At 70.2% G+C, this 21,659-nt stretch carries 18 protein-coding genes; 5 read left to right on the top strand and 13 right to left on the bottom strand.

Annotation, left to right across the window (positions count from 1 at the left end):
* Positions 1-63: 63 nt before the first annotated feature.
* The 7 genes from AC0KTA_RS00920 to AC0KTA_RS00950 form a co-directional block, all read right to left on the bottom strand.
* On the bottom strand, positions 64-2,787 hold the full coding sequence (locus AC0KTA_RS00920) for an exo-rhamnogalacturonan lyase family protein (RefSeq protein WP_481056724.1): 2,724 nt from the start codon (positions 2,785-2,787) through the stop codon (positions 64-66).
* 74 nt (positions 2,788-2,861) lie between these two features.
* A complete protein-coding gene (locus tag AC0KTA_RS00925) occupies positions 2,862-3,449 on the bottom strand; it encodes a hypothetical protein (RefSeq protein ID WP_481053150.1) in 588 nt (195 codons plus the stop codon).
* Between the two features lie 5 nt (positions 3,450-3,454).
* Positions 3,455-4,315 carry a carbohydrate ABC transporter permease gene (locus tag AC0KTA_RS00930; RefSeq protein ID WP_481053151.1) on the bottom strand — a complete coding sequence of 287 codons (861 nt, stop codon included), beginning with the start codon at positions 4,313-4,315 and terminating at the stop codon, positions 3,455-3,457.
* Complete coding sequence (locus tag AC0KTA_RS00935; RefSeq protein ID WP_481053152.1) at positions 4,312-5,307, bottom strand: carbohydrate ABC transporter permease; 996 nt, start codon at positions 5,305-5,307, stop codon at positions 4,312-4,314. Before AC0KTA_RS00935 ends, AC0KTA_RS00930 begins: the two co-directional genes overlap by 4 nt.
* Positions 5,307-6,602 carry an ABC transporter substrate-binding protein gene (locus AC0KTA_RS00940; RefSeq protein WP_481053153.1) on the bottom strand — a complete coding sequence of 432 codons (1,296 nt, stop codon included), beginning with the start codon at positions 6,600-6,602 and terminating at the stop codon, positions 5,307-5,309. Before AC0KTA_RS00940 ends, AC0KTA_RS00935 begins: the two co-directional genes overlap by 1 nt.
* A gap of 274 nt (positions 6,603-6,876) precedes the next feature.
* The gene (locus tag AC0KTA_RS00945) at positions 6,877-7,194 is read right to left on the bottom strand and encodes an L-rhamnose mutarotase (RefSeq protein ID WP_481053154.1); all 318 of its coding nucleotides are present in this window, start codon (positions 7,192-7,194) and stop codon (positions 6,877-6,879) included.
* A gap of 235 nt (positions 7,195-7,429) precedes the next feature.
* On the bottom strand, positions 7,430-8,851 hold the full coding sequence (locus AC0KTA_RS00950) for an aldehyde dehydrogenase family protein (RefSeq protein WP_481053155.1): 1,422 nt from the start codon (positions 8,849-8,851) through the stop codon (positions 7,430-7,432).
* Positions 8,852-9,263: 412 nt separating this feature from the next.
* Between AC0KTA_RS00950 and AC0KTA_RS00955 the strand changes: the two genes are divergently transcribed.
* Together AC0KTA_RS00955 and AC0KTA_RS00960 are read left to right on the top strand one after the other, a co-directional pair.
* On the top strand, positions 9,264-10,226 hold the full coding sequence (locus AC0KTA_RS00955) for a pectate lyase family protein (RefSeq protein WP_481053156.1): 963 nt from the start codon (positions 9,264-9,266) through the stop codon (positions 10,224-10,226).
* 104 nt (positions 10,227-10,330) lie between these two features.
* A complete protein-coding gene (locus AC0KTA_RS00960) occupies positions 10,331-11,131 on the top strand; it encodes a pectate lyase (RefSeq protein WP_481053157.1) in 801 nt (266 codons plus the stop codon).
* A 64-nt stretch (positions 11,132-11,195) separates the two neighbouring features.
* Here AC0KTA_RS00960 and AC0KTA_RS00965 read toward each other — a convergent pair whose 3' ends face one another.
* Both AC0KTA_RS00965 and AC0KTA_RS00970 read right to left on the bottom strand, forming a co-directional pair.
* Positions 11,196-12,710, bottom strand: coding sequence for an alpha/beta hydrolase (locus tag AC0KTA_RS00965; RefSeq protein WP_481053158.1), 1,515 nt, complete (start codon positions 12,708-12,710; stop codon positions 11,196-11,198).
* A gap of 7 nt (positions 12,711-12,717) precedes the next feature.
* Positions 12,718-13,170 carry a DUF4190 domain-containing protein gene (locus tag AC0KTA_RS00970; protein ID WP_481053159.1) on the bottom strand — a complete coding sequence of 151 codons (453 nt, stop codon included), beginning with the start codon at positions 13,168-13,170 and terminating at the stop codon, positions 12,718-12,720.
* Between the two features lie 144 nt (positions 13,171-13,314).
* Here AC0KTA_RS00970 and AC0KTA_RS00975 point away from each other — a divergent pair, with 144 nt between their 5' ends.
* The 3 genes from AC0KTA_RS00975 (at position 13,315) to AC0KTA_RS00985 (ending at position 15,930) form a co-directional block, all read left to right on the top strand.
* On the top strand, positions 13,315-14,601 hold the full coding sequence (locus AC0KTA_RS00975; RefSeq protein ID WP_481053160.1) for a sensor histidine kinase: 1,287 nt from the start codon (positions 13,315-13,317) through the stop codon (positions 14,599-14,601).
* Positions 14,598-15,347: a response regulator transcription factor gene (locus AC0KTA_RS00980; protein WP_481053161.1), complete on the top strand. Its 750-nt coding sequence runs from the start codon at positions 14,598-14,600 to the stop codon at positions 15,345-15,347. Before AC0KTA_RS00975 ends, AC0KTA_RS00980 begins: the two co-directional genes overlap by 4 nt.
* A gap of 79 nt (positions 15,348-15,426) precedes the next feature.
* Positions 15,427-15,930, top strand: a complete 504-nt coding sequence (locus tag AC0KTA_RS00985) for a GNAT family N-acetyltransferase (protein WP_481053162.1) — start codon at positions 15,427-15,429, stop codon at positions 15,928-15,930.
* Between the two features lie 28 nt (positions 15,931-15,958).
* On the opposite strand, the gene AC0KTA_RS00990 is transcribed toward AC0KTA_RS00985, so the two are convergent.
* The 4 genes from AC0KTA_RS00990 to AC0KTA_RS01005 all read right to left on the bottom strand — a co-directional run bounded on the left by AC0KTA_RS00990 (position 15,959) and on the right by AC0KTA_RS01005 (position 21,600).
* Complete coding sequence (locus tag AC0KTA_RS00990) at positions 15,959-17,245, bottom strand: pectate lyase family protein (protein ID WP_481053163.1); 1,287 nt, start codon at positions 17,243-17,245, stop codon at positions 15,959-15,961.
* A 2-nt stretch (positions 17,246-17,247) separates the two neighbouring features.
* A complete protein-coding gene (locus tag AC0KTA_RS00995; RefSeq protein ID WP_481056725.1) occupies positions 17,248-18,048 on the bottom strand; it encodes a rhamnogalacturonan acetylesterase in 801 nt (266 codons plus the stop codon).
* A 68-nt stretch (positions 18,049-18,116) separates the two neighbouring features.
* Entirely contained in the window at positions 18,117-19,460 is a 1,344-nt protein-coding gene (locus AC0KTA_RS01000) for an ABC transporter substrate-binding protein (protein WP_481053164.1), read from the bottom strand.
* A gap of 94 nt (positions 19,461-19,554) precedes the next feature.
* A complete protein-coding gene (locus tag AC0KTA_RS01005) occupies positions 19,555-21,600 on the bottom strand; it encodes a pectinesterase family protein (RefSeq protein ID WP_481053165.1) in 2,046 nt (681 codons plus the stop codon).
* Positions 21,601-21,659 lie beyond the last annotated feature (59 nt).

Below are 21,659 nucleotides of genomic sequence, written 5' to 3' on the forward strand. Positions count from 1 at the left end.
AGGAGGCTCAGGTGGTCGGGACTCCCGGCTGGTCGAGGAGGCCCGACTCGTCGGAGAGCTCGGCTAGTCGGGGAGCTTGTCGCCGATCAGGGCGAGGTTCTGGATGGCGGCGAGTCCGAACAGGGCCGTCTCGTTCGTGTTGATCCGGGGGTGCTCCCAGCCGGGTTCCAGGACGTCCGGGCCGTCCAGCTTCGTGCGTTCCCAGCTCATGGAGCGGGTGTAGCCGTCGCTGTCGTAGAACTTCCGCCAGGCCCGCGCGGCCAGCTCGTCGTCCTTCAGGCGGGCGGCCGCGTAGGCGTCCTGGCGCGAGTGGCCCTGGAACAGCAGGAGGCTGCCGAAGTCCTTGCCGTAGCGCTCCTTCTGCTCGGCCTTGGTCGCGTTGAAGAAGCGGCAGTAGTCCAGCCAGGCGGCCTTGAAGTCCGGCAGGTCGACGAGGTCGATCAGCTCGGCGCACATCTCGACCAGGCCGAACATCGCCGACAGGTGGGAGACGTCCACCTTCGGTTCGGCCGCGACCGCGAACTTCCCGGTGCTGAGGTCGTACAGGCCGCTGCCCTGCACGAAGCCGTTGGGCTGCGCGGCGATGGTCTTCATGGTGGAGCGCAGGCGTGCCTCGGCCTTCGCGGCCTTCGGGCCCTTGCGTTCCCACTCGGTGAGCCAGGCCGCGGCGAGGCCGCTCCAGTCGGTGCCGAAACCGATGGACAGGGCGTGCGGGTCGGGCTCGTACGGCTCGGTGCGGATCTTGCGGAGCGGGTCGAGGACGAGGAACGTCTCGTCCGAGTCGACGAGGGCCCGCATGAGGTCGCCGGTCCGCTCGTCGGCGGTGAGGTAGTAGTAGGCGCGGCGGTAGACGGCGGTGGAGATGCGCTGCTGCTTGGCGCTGTCCGCGAAGTGCTGGACGCCGTGCCGGGTGCCGAGCCCGGCCCACTCGCCGAGGTGGTAGACGTCGACCTCGCCGGTGTGCCGCGTCATGGCCTCGGCGAAGCGGAAGACGTCGGCGCGGCCCGAGCGCAGGTAGGCGTACCACAGCCACAGGTCGGGCGAGAGTTCGGAGTTGTCCCAGGCGTAGCCGCCGACGTCGTAGCGCCACTGGTGCCGGTCGGTGTCGTAGGTGTGCATGATGTCGCCGTAGTCCCAGAATCCGTACCAGCGGCGCTGCTCCACCTGGTCCTTGTAGTAGGTGAAGAGGACGTCGAGCTGGTCCTCGATCCTCGCCCTGGCCGGGGTGGAGCGGTCGACGGGTGCGAAGAGCCCGCCGAAGACGCGGGCGCGGGCCAGGTCCTCGGGGGCGGCGGCGAGTTGGGGCGGGGTGCGGACGGCCTCCGACTGGGCGAGGAGGGTCGCGGCCGACGGAGTCGCGGTGTTGGCCCAGAACATCAGCTCGCTGGTGCGGGCGATGCCGTAGGGGGTGCCGAAGCCGGGTTCGTGGTCCTCGTAGGTGATGTTGAGGCCTTCGAGCTGCTCGGGGTAGGTGTCCTGGCCGAGGCCATCGTGGTAGAAGCGCAGGTCCATGGGCTGGGCCTCGGGCGACCAGAGCCACAGGGTGACCTCGGCCTCGTCACCGGCGGCGCCCCTGATGTCCAGCTGGGCGGGGTGCTTCTGCCAGAAGTCGCGCAGGCCGAAGGAGAGTCCGCCGCTGACCCCGCCGACGTATCCGAAGCCGTTCGCACGGCCGCCGCCGCCCGCGGGAATCCAGCCGTGGCCCGGCTTGGTGCGCTTGCGCAGCGTGAAGCCGTCGGCGGACAGCTGGGCGAGCGTGTAGTCGCCCCAGGTGGGGACGTACTGCAGGCGGCTGGTGACCCGCTGGTCCCAGGTCGCCGGGTCGGGCAGCTTCTCGCCCCTGACCTGCGCGGCGCGCACCGCCGCCCCCGGGTCGCGGCGCAGTCCCGTGATGCCCTTGACCGCCTCTGTGAGGAAGCCCTTGCCCTCGCCCGCGATGCGGATGTGCCGGTCGTACGCGGCGTCGCGCATCGGCACGGTGAAGCGCACGCCGAGGCCGCGGACGAAGTCCTTCTTCTGGTCGCCGTCGTAGGTGAGGGTGTGCACCATCCGGAACGACTCGGCGCCCGCGTAGAAGTACAGCCGGATGCTGAAGGGCAGCCAACTGCGGCCTCCCTTGCGGTGCTTGCCGTCGATGCGGACCACCGCGCGGCCGGGCCCGTCCTGTTCGACCTTGGTCCCGGTGATGTCCCCGTCGAAGCGTTCCCACCGGGCACCGCCCGTGTCGCCGTCGTCGAGGTCGCCCTGGCGCAGCAGCACGAGTCGCCCGTCGGCGGCGATCTCGGTGCCCCCGCGGGTCACGGACCGCACGAGCCGCCGCCCGTCCTTGCCGAGGACCGCGGTGATGACGCCGGTGTCGACGGTGATCCGGCCACCGGTCTCGGTGACGGTGACCTTCTCGTCGTACGGTGCCGGGGTTCCGGGCGCGAGGGTGAACCGGTCGGCCTTCGCCGCCCCCGGACCGGCCGCGTGGGCCGTCCACTTCAGGGAGCCGTCCGGCCAGTAGGCCAGGGGCCATGTCTGTACGGGGACGCCCTTGCCGTCCTCCGTGGTGAGCGCGAAGGCCGTGTCCGCGTCATGGGTGCCCTTGGGCCAGGGCACGCCGAAGGTGGAGCCGGGCGCGGCGCCCAGGCGGCCGGGTTCGAGCCAGGTGACGGTGGCGGGTTCGGCGGCCGCGGGCCGGGGGGCCGCCTGCGCCTGGCCGCTGGTGAGCGTCCAGCTGAACTGGGCGGCGGCGCCGGCCGCGGCGGCGGCCTTGAGCAGGGATCTGCGGGGAATCGGAGACACCATCGTTCCCTTTCATGAGCATGACATTCACGGGTGGAGAGCAGGCACGCGGCACGCTCGGCGAGGTGCGCGTGTCAGGAGTGCGCGCGCCGCCGCTCCACCGCGAGCGCCGCCGCCGTGACGACGCCCAGTGCGGGTGCGGCCAGCGGTGCCGCGAACCAGGCGGAGGCCAGGACGACGGCGAACCCGCACACGATGACGAGCGACCCGGCGGGGTCCCGGACCGTACGCCGGGACGCCGCCCCGAGCAGCGACCGCCACGAGCACCCGGGCCGCCAGCACACGGCGGCGCGCATACCGCACACGACGGAGCCGAGCAGCGCGAGCACGCCGACCGCGCCGACGAACGGACCACCGGGCAGCCCCGCGCGTACGGCCGACAGATCCACCCACAGCAGGACGAGCGCCCCCACCGCGGCCACCCCCACGAGCCAGCCGCGCCGGGCGGCCGCCCTCAGGTCCGCGACGAACTCCCGCCACGTCGAGGCCTCTTGGGCGAGCCCGCGGCGCAGATGCCCGGCCCCGGCGGCGACCGCCGCGGGCAGCGTGACCACGGGCAGGGCCGCGAGAGTGATCCATACGCCCGTGAGCAGGCACTCGGCGAAGACTCCGAAGCGTTCCCAGAAGGGCTTCACAGCCGTACTCTTCACAGCCGTACTCATGGCGCTCAGCCCTTCAGTCCCGAGGTGGCCATGCCGTCGATCAGATAGCGCTGGAAGGCCAGGAAGAACGCGAGCACCGGAAGCAGCGCGATCAGCGACATGGCGATCATTCCGCCGTAGTTGGCGACGCCCTCCTGGTCGACGAACATCTTCAGGCCGAGCGACACGGTGTATTTCTCGGGCTCGTTGAGGTAGATCAGCGGGCCCATGAAGTCGTTCCAGGAGTTGATGAAGGTGAAGATCGCGCTGGTGATCAGGGCGGGGCGGCACAGGGGCAGCACGATCGACCAGTAGATCCGGAAGTGCCCGCAGCCGTCGAGGCGCGCCGCCTCGTCCAGCTCCTTCGGCAGATTCCGCATGAACTGCACCATCAGGAACACGAAGAACGCGTCGATCGCCAGGTACTTGCCGAGCAGCAACGGCGTGTACGTATTGATCATTCCGAGCTTCTGGAACAGCACGTACTGCGGGATCAGGAGCACGTGGTACGGCAGCAGCAGCGTGCCGATCATCAGCGTGAACAGCAGATTGCGGCCCGCGAACCTGATCCGGGCGAAGGCGTAGGCCGCGAGCGAGCAGGAGACGAGCACGCCGAGGACCGAACCGAGGCCGAGGAAGAGCGAGTTGGTGAAGAAGGTGGTGATCGGGATGTCGGCGATGCCGTCGGCGAGACCGGTGTAGTTGTCGGTGACCGGGTCGGTGGGGAACAGCTCCAGGCTGCCGACGACCTCGTCGTTCGGCTTGAACGATCCGCCGATCACCCACACCACGGGGTAGAGGACCACGGCCAGGACGGCGAGGGCCGCGACGTGCCAGACGAGCGAGCCGGTGCGCCGCCCGCGCCGGATGGTGGACAGCACACTCATCGGGCGGCCTCCTCGTAGTGCACCCAGCGCTTCTGCGACCAGAACAGCACCGCGGTGACCAGGGCGACCGCGAGCAGCAGCATCCACGCCATCGCCGAGGCCAGGCCCATCCGGCTGTTCTCGAAGCCCTGGATGTACAGGTAACAGGTGTAGACGAGCGTGCCGTCGGCCGGCCCGCAGGTGCCGTTCGCGCCGCCGAGGATGTACGCCGAGCCGAAGATCTGGAACGAGTGGATGGTCTCGAGCAGGACGTTGAAGAAGAGCACCGGGGAGATCATCGGCAGCGTGATGCTCCAGAACCGCCGCCAGGGGCCCGCGCCGTCGACCTCGGCCGCCTCGTAGAGCTCACGCGGCACCTGCTTCAGGCCCGCCAGGAAGATCACCATCGGTGCGCCGAACTGCCAGACGGTGAGGGCCACCAGGCTGTAGAGGATCCAGTCCGGGTCGCCGGTCCAGCCGCCCACGTCGACGCCGAACAGGGCGCGCTGGGTCCGGTCGACGATCGCCTCGTCCGAGAAGATCGCCTTCCACACGACGGCGATCGAGACGCTGGCGCCGATCAGCGACGGGGCGTAGAACGCGGCCCGGTAGAAGGCCTGTCCGCGCCGCTTCTGGCTGAGCAGCAGCGCGACGCCCAGTGCCGCGGCCAGCTTCAGCGGGGTGCCGATGACCACATACCAGAGGGTGACCTCGACGGACTTGCGCCAGCGCGGGTCGGCGAACATCTCCGAGAAGTTGTCGAGCCCGACCCACTTGGGGGCGTCGAAGAGGTTGTAGTCGGTGAACGCGAAGTACAGCGAGGCGACCATGGGCCCCGCCGTCAGGACCAGGAACCCCGCGAGCCACGGCGACATGAACAGATAGCCGGCGAGGTTCTCCCTGCGGGCCCGCTGCCTGCCGGTACGGTCCCGCGGCGCCGCCGGGCCCGCCGGCGCCCCGGTGCCCTTGGCGGCCGTCTCCCCGGCGGCTGCGTGTGTCACGGCGGTCTTCATCAGGAGCCGAGCGCCGTCTTCGCCTCGGTGAAGAACTGCTCCACCGCTTCGTCCACCGACCGCTTGCCCAGGGCCAGTTCCTCGGCGATCCGCAGGAAGGCCGCCTCGGAGACGTCCGCTCCCGCCGGGTGCGGCGTGATGGGTTCGAGCACCCGGGCGTCGACGAGCTGCTCCTCGTACGCGGCGATCTGCTGGTTGACCTCGGCGAGCACCTTGTCGGGCTCGTCGGCGGGCTTGTACGCCTCGTACTGCGCGGTGGTCGTGGGCACCCCGCGGTCGTACCCCATGATCTTGGCGACCTCCGGGTCGTGCACCATGAAGTCGATGAACTGCGCCACTTCCTTGGGGTGCTTGGTGCGCTTGGAGCCGCTGAGCATCAGCGATCCCAGGTACTGGGCGGTCCGCTTGCCGTCGGTGGTCGGGATCGGCGCGAGACCGTAGCTGCTCTTGCCCTCCGAGGTGTAGCGGACGGTGAAGTTGTCCCAGGTGAACTCGGCGGCCGCCAGTTCACCGGCGAGCGCGGACTTGGGCCGGATCTGGGCGACCTTCTTGGGGTTGGCGTAGATCCCGTCCTGCACGCCCTTGTATCCCTTGGTCCACCAGTCCTTGAGGTCGGCCTCGGTGAAGCCGAGTCCGTCCTTGGTGAAGAACGCCTTGTCGTGCTGGCGCAGATACAGGTCGTACAGGTACATGACGCCGTACAGGCCGCTGTCCCCCGGCCTGCCCCGGTCGCTGATCTTCTCCATGGCGTCGTGGAACTCGTCCCAGGTCCAGCCCATCTTCGGGGCGACGCCCGCCTTCTTGAAGACCGGCTTGTCGATGACGAGAGCCAGGGAGTTGCTGCCGACCGGTACGCCGAGCAGCTTGCCGTCGACCTCGCCGAACTTCTCCAGGCCCGCGCGGAAGCCGTCCATGCGCAGCGTGCCCGCCTTCGCCTGCTCGCGCAGGTCGAGCAGCACGTTGCGCTCGTCGTACTTGCGCAGGAAGCCGATGGCGTTCTGGAACACGTCCGGCGGATTGCCGCCGGACGCCTGGGTGTTGAACTTCTTCCAGAAGTCCAGATAGGGCTGGAAGTCCGTCTTCACCTTGATCTTCGAGTACTTCTTCTCGAAGAGCGCGATGGTCTTGTTGATGCGCTTGGCGCGGTCGTCCGATCCCCACCACGCGTATCGGATCGTGACCGTGCCGTCTCCGGATCCGGAGCCGCATCCGGCAGCGGTCAGGCCGAGTGCGGCCACCGAACCACCCGTGATCTTGAGCAGGCCACGCCGGTCAACTCTCCCAGTCGTACGCACAGTTCGACCTCCAGGCGTGAGGGGATGGGATTGAATCGTTTTAAGAAAGCGCTTGCCGGGCCAAAAATAGGAAGCGCCGTCAGGTACGTCAACGGTTCGGACAGCAATCTTTCGAAGCGCTTCACCCGCTCCGCGGCAAGATCCCTGCTCAGGGCGGCGGGAGGACTTTTCCGCACACCGGCAGATGGCACCCGGGTCCGGCAGCTGGCGGGCAGATGACGGGCCGTCGTCGGCACCCCGTCTCGCGTCAGCCGGGTCAGTCGCGTCAGCCGGGTCAGTCCAGGTGGAAGACCTCGGCGAGCGGCGCCATCGCCGCGTCGGGCGGGCCGTCGAGCGCTTCGAAGAACGGGGCCATCTCGGCCTGCCACCGCGCGTTCACGTCGGTGGCGGCCATGGCGGCGCGGGCGGCCTCGAAGTCCTCGGTCTCCAGATAGCCGACGAGGAGGCCGTCCTCGCGCAGGAACAGCGAGTAGTTCCGCCAGCCGGCGTCCGTGAGCGCCTCGCGCAGGGCGGGCCAGACGGCCTCGTGGCGCGCGCGGTACTCGTCGAGGCGGTCCTCGCGCACCTTCAGCAGAAAGCAGACGCGTCGCATCACGGTCCTGTCGGGTCGTCCGGGCTGGAGTGAATGGTTTCAGAGCTTGAGGAAAGCTAGCCAGCGCGGGCCTGAGGGGTCAACACCGCGGCGTGGAACCACCGTTGCCGCGCCTCAGCACCACCGTTGCCGCGTGTCCGCACCGCGGTTGCCGCACCGCCGTTGGCCCACCTCGACACCGCGGGTGCGCGGCGGCCCGGACGCGGCCGCCGCGCACGCGTTCATTTCTGGCGGTTCAGGCAGTGAAGTGGGCGGGCAGCAGCTCGGCGGGGACGTCCTGGAGGACCAGCGGCACCTGGAAGCGGCGTACGGATTCGGTGCCGATGGAGGTGTGCATCGCTCCGGTCGTGGCGGGCCACGGTCCGCCGTGGTGCATCGTGCGGTTCACTGCCACGCCGGTCGGCCAGCCGTTCCACACCACGCGCCCGACCTTCCGCGCGAGGACGGGCAGGAGCCCGGCCACGAGGTCGCTGTCGTCCGGCTCGGCGTGCAGCGTCGCGGTCAGCGAGCCGGGTACGTGCGCGGCGAGGGCGGGCAGTTCGTCCTCCGCGTCGTACTCCACGACCACCGAGGCGGGGCCGAAGCACTCCTCCCCCAGCTCCAGGCTCGACAGGAACTCCTTCGCGGTGGCGCGGAACAGGTGAGGCCCGTCGGGGACGGCGAGCAGCGGCTCGGCCGACCGGGACAGGCGCTCGGTACGGTCGCGGTACGCGTCCAGGATCCGCTGGTTGAGCATCGGCGCGGCGGCCACGTCCGACAGGGCTTCGGCCAGGGCCTCGGTCACCCCCTGGCCCGCGGGTACGAAGAGCAGCCCCGGGTTGGTGCACAGCTGGCCGACATAGCGGGTGGCCGACGTGGCGTAGCCGGAGACGATCGCCTCGCGGCGGGCGTCGAGCGCGGCCCGCGTGACGATGACCGGGTTGACGCTGCCGAGTTCGCCGTAGAACGGGATGGGCTCGGCCCGTGCGCACGCCGTGTCGAACAGGGCGCGCCCGCCGGCGCCCGAGCCGGTGAACGAGGCGGCCTTGATGTGCGGATCGGCGATCAGTGCCCGCCCGGCGTTCATGCCGTGCACCACGGTGAACGTCCCCTCGGGCGCGCCTTGCTCCTGCAGCGCCCGCGCCACGGCCTCGGCGGTGCGCCGGGAGGTGAGGGGGTGGCCGGGGTGCGCCTTCAGGACGACGGGGCAGCCGGCGGCCAGGGCGGAGGCGGTGTCGGATCCGGCGACGGACAGCGCGAAGGGGAAGTTGCTCGCGGCGTAGACGGCGACGGGGCCGATGGGCACCAGTGTCCGGTGGAAGCGGGGTGCCCCGCCCGCGCCCTCCTCGGTGCGCACGGCGAGGAAGTCCGGCCGCAGCACCTCGTCGGCGAGCAGCCTCAACTGGCCGGTCGTGCGCTGGAGTTCGGCGCGCATCGCCTCGACGCCGAGCGCGGTCTCGGTGTCGGCGAGCCGGACCAGGTCCTCGCCCTGGGCGTCGAGCTCGGCGGCCACGGCCCGCAGCAACTCGGCCCGGGCCGGGCGGGGCAGCGCGGCGAGCGCGGGCGCCGCCCTGTCGGCGGCGGCGCACAGGGCGGCCACTTCGACGGGGGCGGTCTCGGTGACCGGGGGTTCCAGACGTGCGCCGGACCGGGCGTCGACACCGTACAAGTCCGTCATGGGATTCCTCGCCTTTCCCCGCAACGTCCGATATCTCGAACGTTGTTCATTTCTTCGAACGTACGCCTGGGATCGTAGGCAGCCGCCGACCAGAGGGTCAATGGCCGGTCGCGAGGGCGCCGTCACCCACCCCGCAAGTGGGCCGAGTGGACAGTTGGCTCGATGTGTTCGGTGAGAGCCGTTGACGCGGAAGCGCTTCGATTCTACGGTCCGTTCAGAAACATGACCCGTATACAGCATCTCGTATATGAGGTGGGTTACTTCGGGCCGACACGAGCAGGGAATGTGCACTTCCCTGGTCCGGCGCCGACGCCGTACGGGCAGCACCGCGCAACGCCATGCGATCGCACTTCCGAACGACGTTCATCAACGTGAAACACGTTCGAGGACTCCGCGAAGGGACCCCACCCGCATGCGTACCCACCCCCACAAGCTCACCCTCGCCGCAGCGGCAGCCGCGCTCGCGGCCGGCGTCGCCGTCACCGTCCCGCAGTCCGCCGCGGCCGCCGATCCCTCCCCCGTCGGCTTCGGCGCCGGAACCACCGGCGGCGGGAGCGCCGCCCCGGTCACCGTCGGCACGCTCGCCGCCTTCAAGTCCGCCGTCAGCGGCGACACCGCCAAGGTCGTGCGCGTCAACGGGATCGTCTCGCTGTCCGGGCAGGTCGACATCGGCTCCAACACGACGGTTCTGGGCGTCGGTTCGGCCTCCGGCTTCACCGGCGGCGGACTGCGCGTCAAGGAGGAGACCAACGTCGTCGTCCGCAATCTGAACATCTCCAAGCCCGTGGCGCCCGCCGACGGCATCACGGTGCAGAAGTCCACCAAGGTGTGGATCGACCACAACTCGTTCTCCGCGGACCGCGAGCACGACAAGGACTACTACGACGGCCTGCTCGACATCAACCACGGCTCGGACCACGTCACCGTCTCGTGGAACACCTTCAAGGACCACTTCAAGGGCTCGCTCGTCGGCCACAGCGACAACAACGCGGGCGAGGACACCGGGCACTTGAAGGTGACGTACCACCACAATCACTTCAGCAACGTCCACTCGCGCATCCCCAGCCTCCGCTTCGGGACGGGGCACTTCTACAACAACTACGTGCAGGGCGCCGACACCGCCGTGCATTCGCGCATGGGCGCCCAGATGCTCGTGGAGAACAACGTCTTCCGGACGACGAAGCTGGCCGTCACCACCAGCCGCAGCAGCGACGTCGACGGCTACGCCAACCTGCGCGGCAATGACCTCGGCGGAGCCGCCACCGAGGTCTCCCAGGAGGGCTCGTTCACCAAGCCGCCGTACGGCTACAGCGCCGAACCGGCCTCCTCCGTCGCCGCCTCGGTGACCTCCGGCGCCGGCGCAGGAAAGTCCTGACGCCCGCACACCCGCCGACCGCCGACACCCCCACATCGGCCGAAGGACCGGCTCCCCCCACATCAAAGGGCCGGCTCCCCCACATCAACCGAAGGAAACGGGACATGACTTCACGCATACCCCTGCGCCGCCCAGCCGTCGGCGCGCTCGCCGCCCTCAGCCTGGCCTCCGCCGCCCTCGTCACCGGCGGTGCGTCGCCCGCGAGCGCGGCGCCCGCCTGGCCGACGCCCAACGGCAGCCAGCCCGTCACCAAGACCATCGACGTGTCCGGCCCGTACGACGGCGGGCTGAAGCGCTTCTACGGCAGCGGCGACCTCGGTGACGGTGGTCAGGGCGAGGGCCAGGACCCGATCTTCAAGCTCAAGGACGGCGCGGTCCTCAAGAACGTGATCCTCGGCGCCCCCGCCGCGGACGGCGTCCACTGCATGGGCAGCTGCACGCTGCAGAACGTGTGGTGGGAGGACGTCGGCGAGGACGCCGCCAGCTTCAAGGGCAAGTCGTCCGGCGCGACGTACACCGTGACCGGCGGCGGCGCCCGCAAGGCCTCCGACAAGGTCTTCCAGTTCAACGGCGCGGGCAAGCTGACCGTCACCGGCGGCTTCCAGGTCGCCGACTTCGGCAAGCTGGTCCGCTCCTGCGGCAACTGCTCCACGCAGTACAAGCGCACCATCGTCGTGAACAACGTCGACGTGACCGCCCCCGGCAAGTCGGTCGTCGGCATCAACCAGAACTACGGCGACACCGCCGAGCTGCGCAGCATCCGCATCCACGGCGACAGCAGCAAGAAGATCAAGCCCTGCGTCCGCTACGTGGGCAACGACAACGGCGACGAGCCGGACGAGGTCGGCAGCGGCCCCGACGGCACGTACTGCCGCTACTCGGCGTCGGACATCTCCTACGACTGACCGCCACCCCCCATCGCCGCGGGGGCGGGGCGCGGACACCCGGCAGCCGCCCCCGCCCCCGCGGCTACTTCTGTCCGGCCGGAGCCCGGCAGGTCAGGTCCTTGGCGGGGAGCCTGCCCGTGGTCAGGTAGAACGTTGCGGCCCTGTCCGCGCAGGGATTGCCGTCGGGCGCGTAGAGGACGCCGTGTCCCTCGCCGCCGGCGACGGTGAGCATCCGGGAGCCGCGCAGGGCCCGGTGCATGGCCTGACCGGAGAAGAGGGGCGTCTGGGAGTCCCACTCGTTCTGCGTGATCAGCGCACCGGCCTTGTTGTCGATCCTGGTCTGCGGCTCGCTGCCCCGCTCCCAGAAGGCACAGGGTGTGATGTTGGCCGCGAAGTCGCCGTACAGCGGATACCGGGCCTTGTCGCGGATCGCCTCGCGGCGGTACCGCTCGGGGTCGTGCGACCAGGTGCGGGTGTCGGCGCACATGAAGGACCAGGCGGCGGAGGCGAAGTTGTCGTCGGGCTCCTGGGCCTGACCGGGCGTGCCGGACGGAGCCGGGTTCCTGCCCGCGGCCGCGTCCTTCAGCCCGGCGATCCGTTCGGCGGCTTTCCGTACGTGGAAGAACGTGCTGTTGTCGGCGCGGATGTCGTCGCCGGTGAGGGCCTTCCCCTCGAAGTGGATGGGCTTGCGGTTCGCCCGCGCGATCAGGTCCCAGTAGGTCTTGCGGACCTTGGCCGGGGTGTCGCCAAGGCCGTAGGCCGTGTGCCGACGGGCGGTCCATGCGGTCCAGCGCGTGAAGGCCTGTTCGGCGGCCTTCGCCATGTCCTGGAACATGCCCTGGTAGATCCGGGTGGGGTCGGACGCGCTGTCCAGCACGATCCGGTCGGCCCGCCGGGGGAACAGCTGCATGTAGACAGCGCCGAGGTAGGTGCCGTAGGAGGCCCCCAGATAGGAGATCCTCTTCTCGCCCAGCGCTGCGCGGATGACGTCCATGTCACGGGCGCTGTTGCGGGTGGTGAGGTGCGGCAGCTTGTCACCGGCCCTGGCCCGGCACTTCTCGGCGACGGTACGGGCCCGGTCCCTGACCTTCGCGAAGGTCTCGGGCTTGTACGGGGTGTCCTGTTCGTCCGCGGTAAGACCGCAGTTGACGGGGGTGCTCCGCCCGACGCCCCGCAGGTCGAAGCCGACGAGGTCGTAGCGCCGTTTCACTTCCGCGGGGAACTTCATGACCGGGTCGACGGGCAGACGCAGTCCCGGTGCGCCGGGGCCGCCCGGATTGAGCAGCAGAACGCCGCGACGTTCCTTCGTGCTGCCCGCCTTCAGCCGGGATATCGCGAGGCCGATCGTCTTGCCGCCGGGGTCGCTGTAGTCCAGCGGCACCTTGAGGGTCGTGCACTGGAAGGTGTCGGGGCCCTTCGCGTCGCAGCGTTTCCACTGGAGCTTCTGCTGCGTGTACTGCCGCAGGGGGTCCTTGGCGGTAGAGGTGCCGGATGCCTTGGACGGGGCGAGGAGTGTGTCGGGCGCCAGCGCCGCGAGGGAAGCCGCTGAGAGGCCGGCGGTGAGCAGGGCGGCTATGTAGGGCTTTCTGTTTCGCACGGTGATGTCAGTTTCCGTTCAGGTGCTCGCGGACGCACTGCGTGTACTGGTGGAAGCTGTCGGGCTGGTAGCACTCCTGCGTCTTGTTCGCGTACCAGACCATGAAGACGGCGACCAGCCCGGACACCACGATCGCGAGGGACGACGTCACCAGGGCGGTGACGGCCTTGCCCCGGCCCACGCCGGTCCGCCTGGCCGTCATCAGCGCGGCGATGCCCAAGATCAGGCCGATCACGGCGAGCGGGCCGCCGATGAAGACGACCGAGGTGCACAGGCCGATGATGCCCAGTGTCATGGCGGCCGTGGCCAGGCTGTTCTTCGGTGCCGTCAGTCCCGGTGCCATTCCGTTCGGTGCCATTCCGTTCAGTGCCATTCCGTTCGGTGCCGTCCGGGTCCGTACGGCCTGATCCTGAGCGGACGCCGTGTGGTTCGGCGGCGTCTCGATTCCCTGGGCGTTCATCAGCCCGTCCTTCCGTCCCGTCGACTGGTGAGGCCCCGATTCTGGTTTTCGGGGGCCCACGCGCACATCGCGGGAAGGCGGGAGAATTCGCTCCCTCGATCGGGGGAGGCCGCCGGTGGGCCGTCCAGTCATACTGGCCTGGATATGTTCAGGGGAATCCGGCCGCTGTTGCGCGGCTCCACGTATTCGGGTGCGCTTTTCGCCTATTGCGGCGCGTTGGCGAGCCTTCCGTTGCTGCCTTTCGCGGCGCTGCCGGCGGTGGCGTGGTCGTCCGCCCCGGTGGGAGTGCAGTTCGCTCTGACCGTGCTGGTCTGGTCCGTACTGATCGGCGTGGTCGGGCTGGCCCGTACCACGCGGCGGGTGCTGATCGCGTGCGCCCGGCGGATGCTGGCGGTGCCGTTGCCGGATCCCGTGGGCGAGCGTCGGCGCGCGGGCTCGCCCGGTGACGGGGCGGCTTCTTCCACGGCATCGGGCGCCGACCGCCTGCGGACGCCGCTCTGGCTGCTGGCGCATGTGGTGCTGGGGTGGGCGGGGGCGCAGCTGAGCATCCTGCTGTTCATCGCGGCCCTGCTCCTTCCCGGCGGCTGGGCCGGGGCCGAGGCCGGGGTGAGTGTGAACGGCTGGACGCTGCGGGCGGAGAGCGGCTGGCCGAGCTGGGCGGCGGCGCTCGGCTGCCTGCTGCTTGCGGCGGCTCTGTGCCTGGCGGTGACGTACGCCCTGCGGTGGCTGGCGCCCAGGCTCCTTGGCCCGTCGGCGGCCGAGCGGCTGGCGCTGGCGGCCGAGCGGGAGCGGGTACTGGCCGAACGCAATCGGCTGGCCCACGAGCTGCACGACTCGATCGGGCACACCCTGACGGCCACCACCATCCAGGCAGCGGTGGCGGGCGAGGCGCTCGGCGCCGACCCGGTGGCGGCGCGCGCCGCCCTGCGCAGCATCGAGGAGTCGACCCGGGCCGCCCTTGAGGACCTGGACTATGTGCTGGGCATGCTGCGCGAGGAGAAGGCGGGCACGGCACCGGCCCGGGCCCTGGCCGACCTGCCCGAGCTGCTCGACCGGCTGCGGCACGCGGGCGCGGTGGTGGAGCCGGAGCTGTCGGGCGACTACGCGCAGGTGCAGGGGACGCTCTCCCGCGCGGCGTACCGGATCCTGCAGGAAGGGCTGACGAACGCGCTGCGGCACGGAGCGGGCGGTCCGATCCGGGTCACGGTGACGGCCGCGCCGGACTCGCTGGAGCTCGACGTGGTCAACCGGACCGGAGCCGGGAGCGGAGCAGGGAGCGGAATGAGCCCGGGTACCTTCCCGACGTCCGGGCACGGCCTGCCCGGCCTCTTCGAGCGTGTGCGGCTGCTGCACGGCGAGATCGAGGCCGGTCCGGACGGACCGGAGCACTGGCGGCTCGCGGTCCGGCTGCCGGTACGCTTGCCCGCATGATCGGCTCACAAGCGAGCGCAGCGGTCGCGACCGGCCCCGACGCGAGCGCAGCCGTCACCACTGACACCACTGGCACCGCCGGCGCCGCCGGCTGCACCACCCTCCTGATCGCGGACGACGACGAGGTGACCCGCAGCGGCCTGCGCACGCTGCTCGCCATGCAGCCCGGGATCGCCGTCGTCGGGGAGGCCGCCGACGGCATCGAAGCAGTCGAGCGGGCGCGGCAGCTGCGGCCGGACGTGGTCCTCATGGACGTACGGATGCCGCGCCGCAACGGCATCGAGGCCACCCGGCAGCTCCTCGCCGGGCCGGCCGACCCGCCGAAAGTCGTGGTGATCACCACCTTCGAGAACGACGACTACGTCACCGCCGCACTCAGCGCCGGGGCCAGCGGCTTCGTGCTCAAGCGGCTCCCCGTCCCCAAGATCGCGGAGGCTGTGCGGGTGGTCGCGGCGGGCGAGGCGATCCTCTTCCCGGCGGCCCTGCGGCAGCTGGTCACCGCCCGTCCACTGGGATCCGCCGAGGCGCTGCCGCAGGCGGCGCTGACGGGCCGGGAGGAGGAGGTGCTGCGCCTGATGGCCACCGGCCTGTCCAACCCCGACATCGCGGAGTCGTGCAGGGTGAGCCTGGAGACGGTGAAGACGCACGTCGGGAACGTGCTGACCAAACTCGGCGCGCAGAACCGGACCCACGCGGTGGTGATCGCGTACGAAACCGGCCTGGTCGTGCCCGGGGTCACGGGCTGACGCAACATCAGGTGGTCCGACCCGGCCTGCCAGTAACCCAGCCGTAGTCCGTGGTGACCCGTGGGGCAGAGTAGGGCCCATGCCCGCGTACGAGACGATGTCGTTCAACCTTGAGACCGAGCGGCTGATATTGCGGCCGTGGGCCGAGTCGGACGCCCCTGAGTTCCGTGCCCTCCTTTCCGAACGCGGCAACGGGACGCCCACAGTTGAGTACGCCCGGGAGGGCATCGCGGAGTTGCTCACCGCGACGGCGACAACGGGGATCGCCCTGCTGCCCATCCAGCGCCGCGACGAAGGCGACTTCATCGGCTATTGCGGGTTGGTCATCGGCCGCTCCACCGTGGAGGAGCCTGAAATCGCGTACGAGTTGTTCCAGCGCGCGCATGGACGTGGCTACGCCACCGAGGCGGCCCGCGCGGTGCTCGATGCCGCTGCCGCGACCGGGCGGAAGCGGCTCTGGGCGACCGTCGGCGCGTGGAACACACCGTCGTTCCGTGTCCTTGAGAAGCTCGGGTTCGAGCGGGATCACGTTTCCACGGAAGACAGCGGTGAAGTGGTGTGGCTCACACGCTCGTTGCCGTGAGGGCTCCCGGGGGCTTTCCGGTCGGCGGTCAGCACACCTTCCCGGCCCCCGCCCGGCGCCCCACCAGTCCCGGCACCGCGCGGGGATCGTCGACCCTCGCCCGCAGTTCCGGCGTCCAGCCCGCGTCCCGCTGCAAGGTCTCCTCGGGGATCTCCGCGTTGTGGACGGCGATCAGGTCGGTCGCGGCGCCGTTGACGCGGTTGTCCTCGGCGGTGACCGGTGCCTCCTTCCACTTCTTGAGGATCCGCGCGGCGCTGACCGTGTCCGGCAGCGTGAACGCGTTCTTCTCGGCGACCAGTTGGGACTGGTGGCCGATGCCGAAGGCGTACACGTAGGGCTGCTTCTCGGTCACGACGTAGTGGTTGTTGTACGTGTCGACCTGGCCGAAGCGCACGCGTGGGGCGCGCTCGACGATGCCCTCGAAGCGGTTGTGGTGCAGGGTCACCTTCAGCTTGCCCGCGTCGGTGGCGGCCGCGCTGTCGCTGTTGCCGATCATCAAAGTCTTGTCGTGGTCGCGGAAGGCGTTCCACGACACCGTGACGTGGTTGGCGCCGCGCACGATGTCGAGCAGGCCGTCGTGCCGCTGGTACAGCTCGCCGTAGTGGGAGGGCAGCGCGCTGTCGGGGTGGCGGCCGTCGGTCAGCGTGTTGTGGTCGATCCACACGTGCGTGGCCCCGGAGGCCACCACGGCGTCGTACGCGGAGTTCCAGGCGCCGCGCGCGCCGTCGGTCGGGTCCCACTGCGGGAAGCAGTCGAGCGGGGCCTCGATGGTGAGGTTGCGGACGATGACGTTGTCCACGCCCTTGATCTGCAGGCTCGCGCCGGTGATGCCCGCGTTCCTGCCGACGCCGATGATGGTGGTGTTCGCGGGTACGTTCACCTGGATCGCCTTGGCCTGCCGCGCGGCCGACGCGGCCCGCAGGTCCTCCTGTTCGCCGCTCACCGGCTTGTCGCGGCCCCACACGGCGGGGTCGTAGTCGGCGAGGTACCGCTCGAAGTCGTAGCCGTCGGCCGCGAAGGCGGCGCAGCCCGCGGCGGTGGCGGACGCGGCCTCAATGACTCCCTCGACCTTGATGATCCTCGGTGCGTCGCCGCCGGCCGCGAGGGCGGCCCTGAACTCCGCCCAGGTGGTGACGGTGACGACGTGCGCGGCGTCCGCCGCCGCCCCGCCGGTCGTCCCCGGCCCCTGCGCCGCCCAGCCGTCGTTCCGGGCGAGGACCTGGCGGGCCGGGTCGGGGGGCGCGGCGTGGGCGGGCCCGGTCGCGGGGAGGGCGAGCAGGGTGCCGGTCACGGCTGCCACCCAGGGTGTTCGCATGGTCAGGCCCCTTCCGGCCAGGTGATCCACGATTCGGGGATGTCCTCGTCGAGACGGCGTACGTCGCGTGGGGCGAGGACGCGTCGGTGCAGCAGTTCCGCGGCGACCAGGCGGGCCACCGCGATGGCGCCGGGCGGGTTGAAGTGGGTGTTGTCCTGCTCCGCCTCGGTCCAGTTGAAGTACCGCTTGGTCTCCTCGGCGCCGAGCCGCTGCCACACGGCGATCGACAGCGCCTGGATGTCCAGCAGGGGGACGTCCTCCCGCTCCGCGAGGGCGCGCATGGCCGCGGGATAGTCGCCGTGCGTGGGCTGGGCGCGGCCCGCGTCGTCGAACCTGCGCCGCTCCACGGAGGTCGCGAGCACCGGGTGGGCCTGGTAGGCCCGCGCCCCGGCGACGCACAGGCGCAGATACTCCTGGTACGTCGACCACGGCTCGGTGTAGCGGGCGGGGTCGGCGGACTTGGCGTCGTTGTGGCCGAACTGGATCAGGAGCACGTCGCCGGGCTGAATCTGCTCCAGGAGCTCCGCGAGCCGCCCCTCGTCGACGAAACTCTTCGAACTGCGGCCGTTCACCGCGTGGTTGGCGACGCCGATTCCCCGGTGCAGGAAGAAGGGCAGCGCCATGCCCCAGCCGGTCTCGGGCGCGACACCGGTGTACTTCTGCGCGGCGGTCGAGTCACCCGCGATGTGGAGCATGCGTCGGGACCCTTCGGACGAGGCCTGCGCGTCCGACGCGGCGGGCGAGGCGACGGCGGCGGGGGCCGCGGCCGCCGCGAGGGGGAGCCCCGCGAGGGCCGCGACCACCCGGCGACGGGCCGGCGCCGCCGCTGCGCGGCGATCCGGCCCTGCCGCGGCGCACTGCTGTGACCGCCTCACTGCTGCCGCTTCTTCCACTCCGCCTGAGCCTCGTTGAGCTGCTCGGCGAGGGTGTTCAGGAAGTCCTTCGCCGACATCTTGCCGAGCAGCACCTTCTGGAAGTTGGGCTCGTTGTCGGCCTTGGAGATGGTGTTCCAGTCGGGCAGGTAGTACGGCAACTGCACGATCTTGACGTCGGCGTCGTTCAGGGCCTCGGCGCCGAGCCTGGTCGGTTCGGAGTCCTGCACCCACTTGTCCTTCGCCGCTTCGGTGTTCGACGGGATGGCGCCCGCCGACTCGTTCCACTTGCTGTTGGCCTCGTGCGAGGCGGCGTACTCCATGAACTTCCAGGCGGCCGCCTTCTTCTTGCTCGACTTGAACAGGCCGAGCCCGTCGACCGGATTGGACAGCTGCACGCGCGTGCCATTCGCCGTCGTGGGGTTCGGAATGCCGCGGAACTTCCCTTCGCCCAGCGCCTTGAGGTGGTCCTGGTAGGAGCCCAGGTTGTGGCTGAGCATGCCGATGTCGCCGCTGTCCCACTGGGCGACCATCTTCTTGAAGTCGTTGTTCACGTCGGCGGACGGCGTGCTCTTCTTGTAGAGCGCGACGTACTTCTCCAGCGCCTCGACGTTCTTCGGTTCGTTGACAGTGGTCTTGTCGCCGTCCCAGAAGGACGCGATGCCGGACTGCCCGTACGTCGCGTCCAGGGCCTGGGCGATCGAGCCCTCGCCGCCGCGGATGGTGTAGCCGAACCTGTTGTTGTCCTTGTCGGTCAGTTTCTCGGCGGCCTCGTAGAACTTCGGCCAGCTGGTCGGCGCGTCCAGGCCCGCGTCCTCGAACAGGTCCGTGCGGTACCACAGCGTGCCGTTGTTGGCGGAGGTCGGCACCGTGAACAGTTGCTTGCCGCCGCCCGCCGCGCGGACGTTCTCGACCATGCTGGAGCTCAGCTTCTCCGCGAGGGGGCCGCTGTCCAGGCGCTTGTCCAGGGGTTCGAGCGCGTCCTGGGCGGCGATCCCGGCGAGCATCGCGGCGCCCACGCCGCCGACGTCCGGGAGGCCGCCGCCCTGGATGGCGGTGTCGTACTTGGACTGGACGCTCTCGGCCGGGATGCTGACGTACTTGACCTTGATGTCCGGGTTCTTCTTCTCGAAGTCGGCGATGATCTCCTTCCAAATGTCGGTGCGGACACCGCCGTTGTTGTCCCAGAAGGTGATCTGGCCCTTGCCCGACCCCTCTTCGCCCTTGTCTCCGCCGGCGCCGCTGCCGTCGTCGCCGCAGGCGGTGGCGGTGAGCGCGAGGGCGGCGGTCAGGGCGAGGCCGACGGCTGGGCGGCGGCGTCTGCTGCTGCGGGTGCTGAACATGGTCGGCTCTTTTCTGCTCGGGAACTACTCGGGCTTGTTCTGATGTGCTCGGGTGTGCTGGGCCGTGCTCGTCGGGAGAGGCGGGCGGGGAGGTTCAGCGGCTGCGCTGCGGCTGCCAGTTGTCCGCGCCGCGCAGATAGTCGGCGGGTTCGTGGTCGGCCGCGGCGGCGTCCGACATCTGCGGCCGGTCGGGGGTGACCGCCGCGCCGGGCCCGGTGTTGCGGTACTCCGCGAAGCGGGCGTCCCGCCACGAGAAGCCGCCCATGTCGGTCCACGGCGACGCCTTGACGGCGGCGGGCAGTCGCGTGTCGCGGATCAGGACCTGGCCGACGGCCGCCGGTTCGCCGCCCGGGTGCCAGGGCCGCCCGAGGTGGAAGGACCCGGCGGGCGCGTCGCTCACGACCTCGGAGCGGGTGATCAGGAAGCCGTACGGATTGCCGTTCCAGGTCGAGGCGGCGGTGATGTAGCCGTTGTTGGTGTCCGATCCGCGGCTGAGCGCCTTGATGAGGCAGCGGTCGAAGACGGCGGTCGCGCGGCCGTAGAGGAAGTCGACGTCGCCTTCGATGTACGAGTCCCGGACGTAGACGCGGGCGGGCGTGGTCAGTCGGGGGGTGTCCAGCATGAGGGTGTCCTGGTTGCCGAGGAACGCGGTGTTCTCGAAGCGCAGCCGGTCACCGGTGGTCTTGACCGCGAGCGCCTGCTCCCCGTTGATCTCGTGCGCGGCCTCGTCGAAGTCGTTGGCGAAGGTGAGGTTGCGCGCGGTGAAGTCGTCGCCCTCGACCGCCACGGTCGCGCTGCCCCACGAGCCCTGGGTGCCGCCGCCCGGCTTGGGCGCGCCGGCGGGGGTGTCGAACACGATGAGCGTGTCCGAGCGCCGCTCGCCGGTCCCGACGAGCGTGATGTGGTCGCGGTCGCGGCCCACGCGGACCTGCTCGCGGTAGGTCCCGGCGGCGAGGCGAATGGTGATCGGCCGGTCGTTGCCCGTGGGTACGGCCTCGACCGCGGCCTGCACCGTCGGGTAGTCGGCGGGCACGTTCAGGGTCGTGCGGCTGCCGATGGTCTTCTGCGGCCCGGAGAACTTCCCCACGAGGGCGGGGACGGCGGCGGCCGGGTCGAGGCGGTAGTCGTAGAAGTCGCGCGGGTCGAAGGCGGCGCCCCGCTCGTCGTGGCGTCCCGTGGTGTTCTTGAGGATCGAGCCCCGCTGCACCAACTCGGCGCTCTCGTCGGCCTGGTAGGGGTGCTGGACGTCTTTGTAGTAGCTGTTCTCGATGACCATCCTGGTCTTGCCCCGCGACCAGTTTCCGTACGTCCACACCGGGTCGCCCGGATCGGCCTGCGCCGTCAGGTGGTTGTTGTAGAGGTGCGCGTAGGCGGCGTTGTCGACGGAAGGATTGCGCTGCTTGGTGTCGGCGAACAGGTTGTGGTCGACGGTGATCTGCGTCTTGACGTTCGGTGTCCAGCCGATGCCGAACGTCTTGTTGTTGTCCTCGAAGCGGTTGTACGAGACGGTGACGTACTCGCTGTCCTTGCGGATGTCGAGCTGGCCGTCGCAGATCCGTGAGAAGCGGTTGTGGTCGACCCAGACGTGGTGGACGGAGTCCATCTGGATGCCGTCGAAATCGGTGGTCTTGCAGTCCCAGTCGCCCTCGACCGCCGAGTCCCGGATCGTCAGATTGCGGATGACGACGTTGTGGGTGCCGGGCCTGAGGTTCAGCTCGCCGTGGACGAGTTCCCCGGTGTCCCCGACGCCGATGACGGTCTTGTTCGACGTGACGTCGATGGCGGCCCCGAAGGGTTCGACGGCGATCTGGCCCGCCACGCGGATGATGTACGGCTCGTCGGCGGCCGCGTAGCGTTCCAGCGCCGCCTGGTCGGTGACGGTGACGACCTTGCCGCCCGCACCGCCCGTGGTGCCTCCTGCCAGCGAGGCGAAACCGTGCGCGGTGTCGGACCACTTGGCGGCGGCCGCTGCGGACGCGGGCGACGCGGACGACTCGACCGCCTCGGACGCCTCGGGCGCCTGGGCCGCCTGGGCCGAGGTCGTGGCCCCCAGGACGCAGGACGCCACCAGGGCGCCGACCGCCCCGACGACACGGCATCTGCGCAGCAAGCGCTTGCTCGAAAGGGAAAGGTGCGTCATCGGATGCTCCTCACAGACGTACGACGACGAGGGACGAAGTGCCAGGAACTGACGGGGCG

Source organism: Streptomyces sp. Y309, from assembly GCF_056712025.1.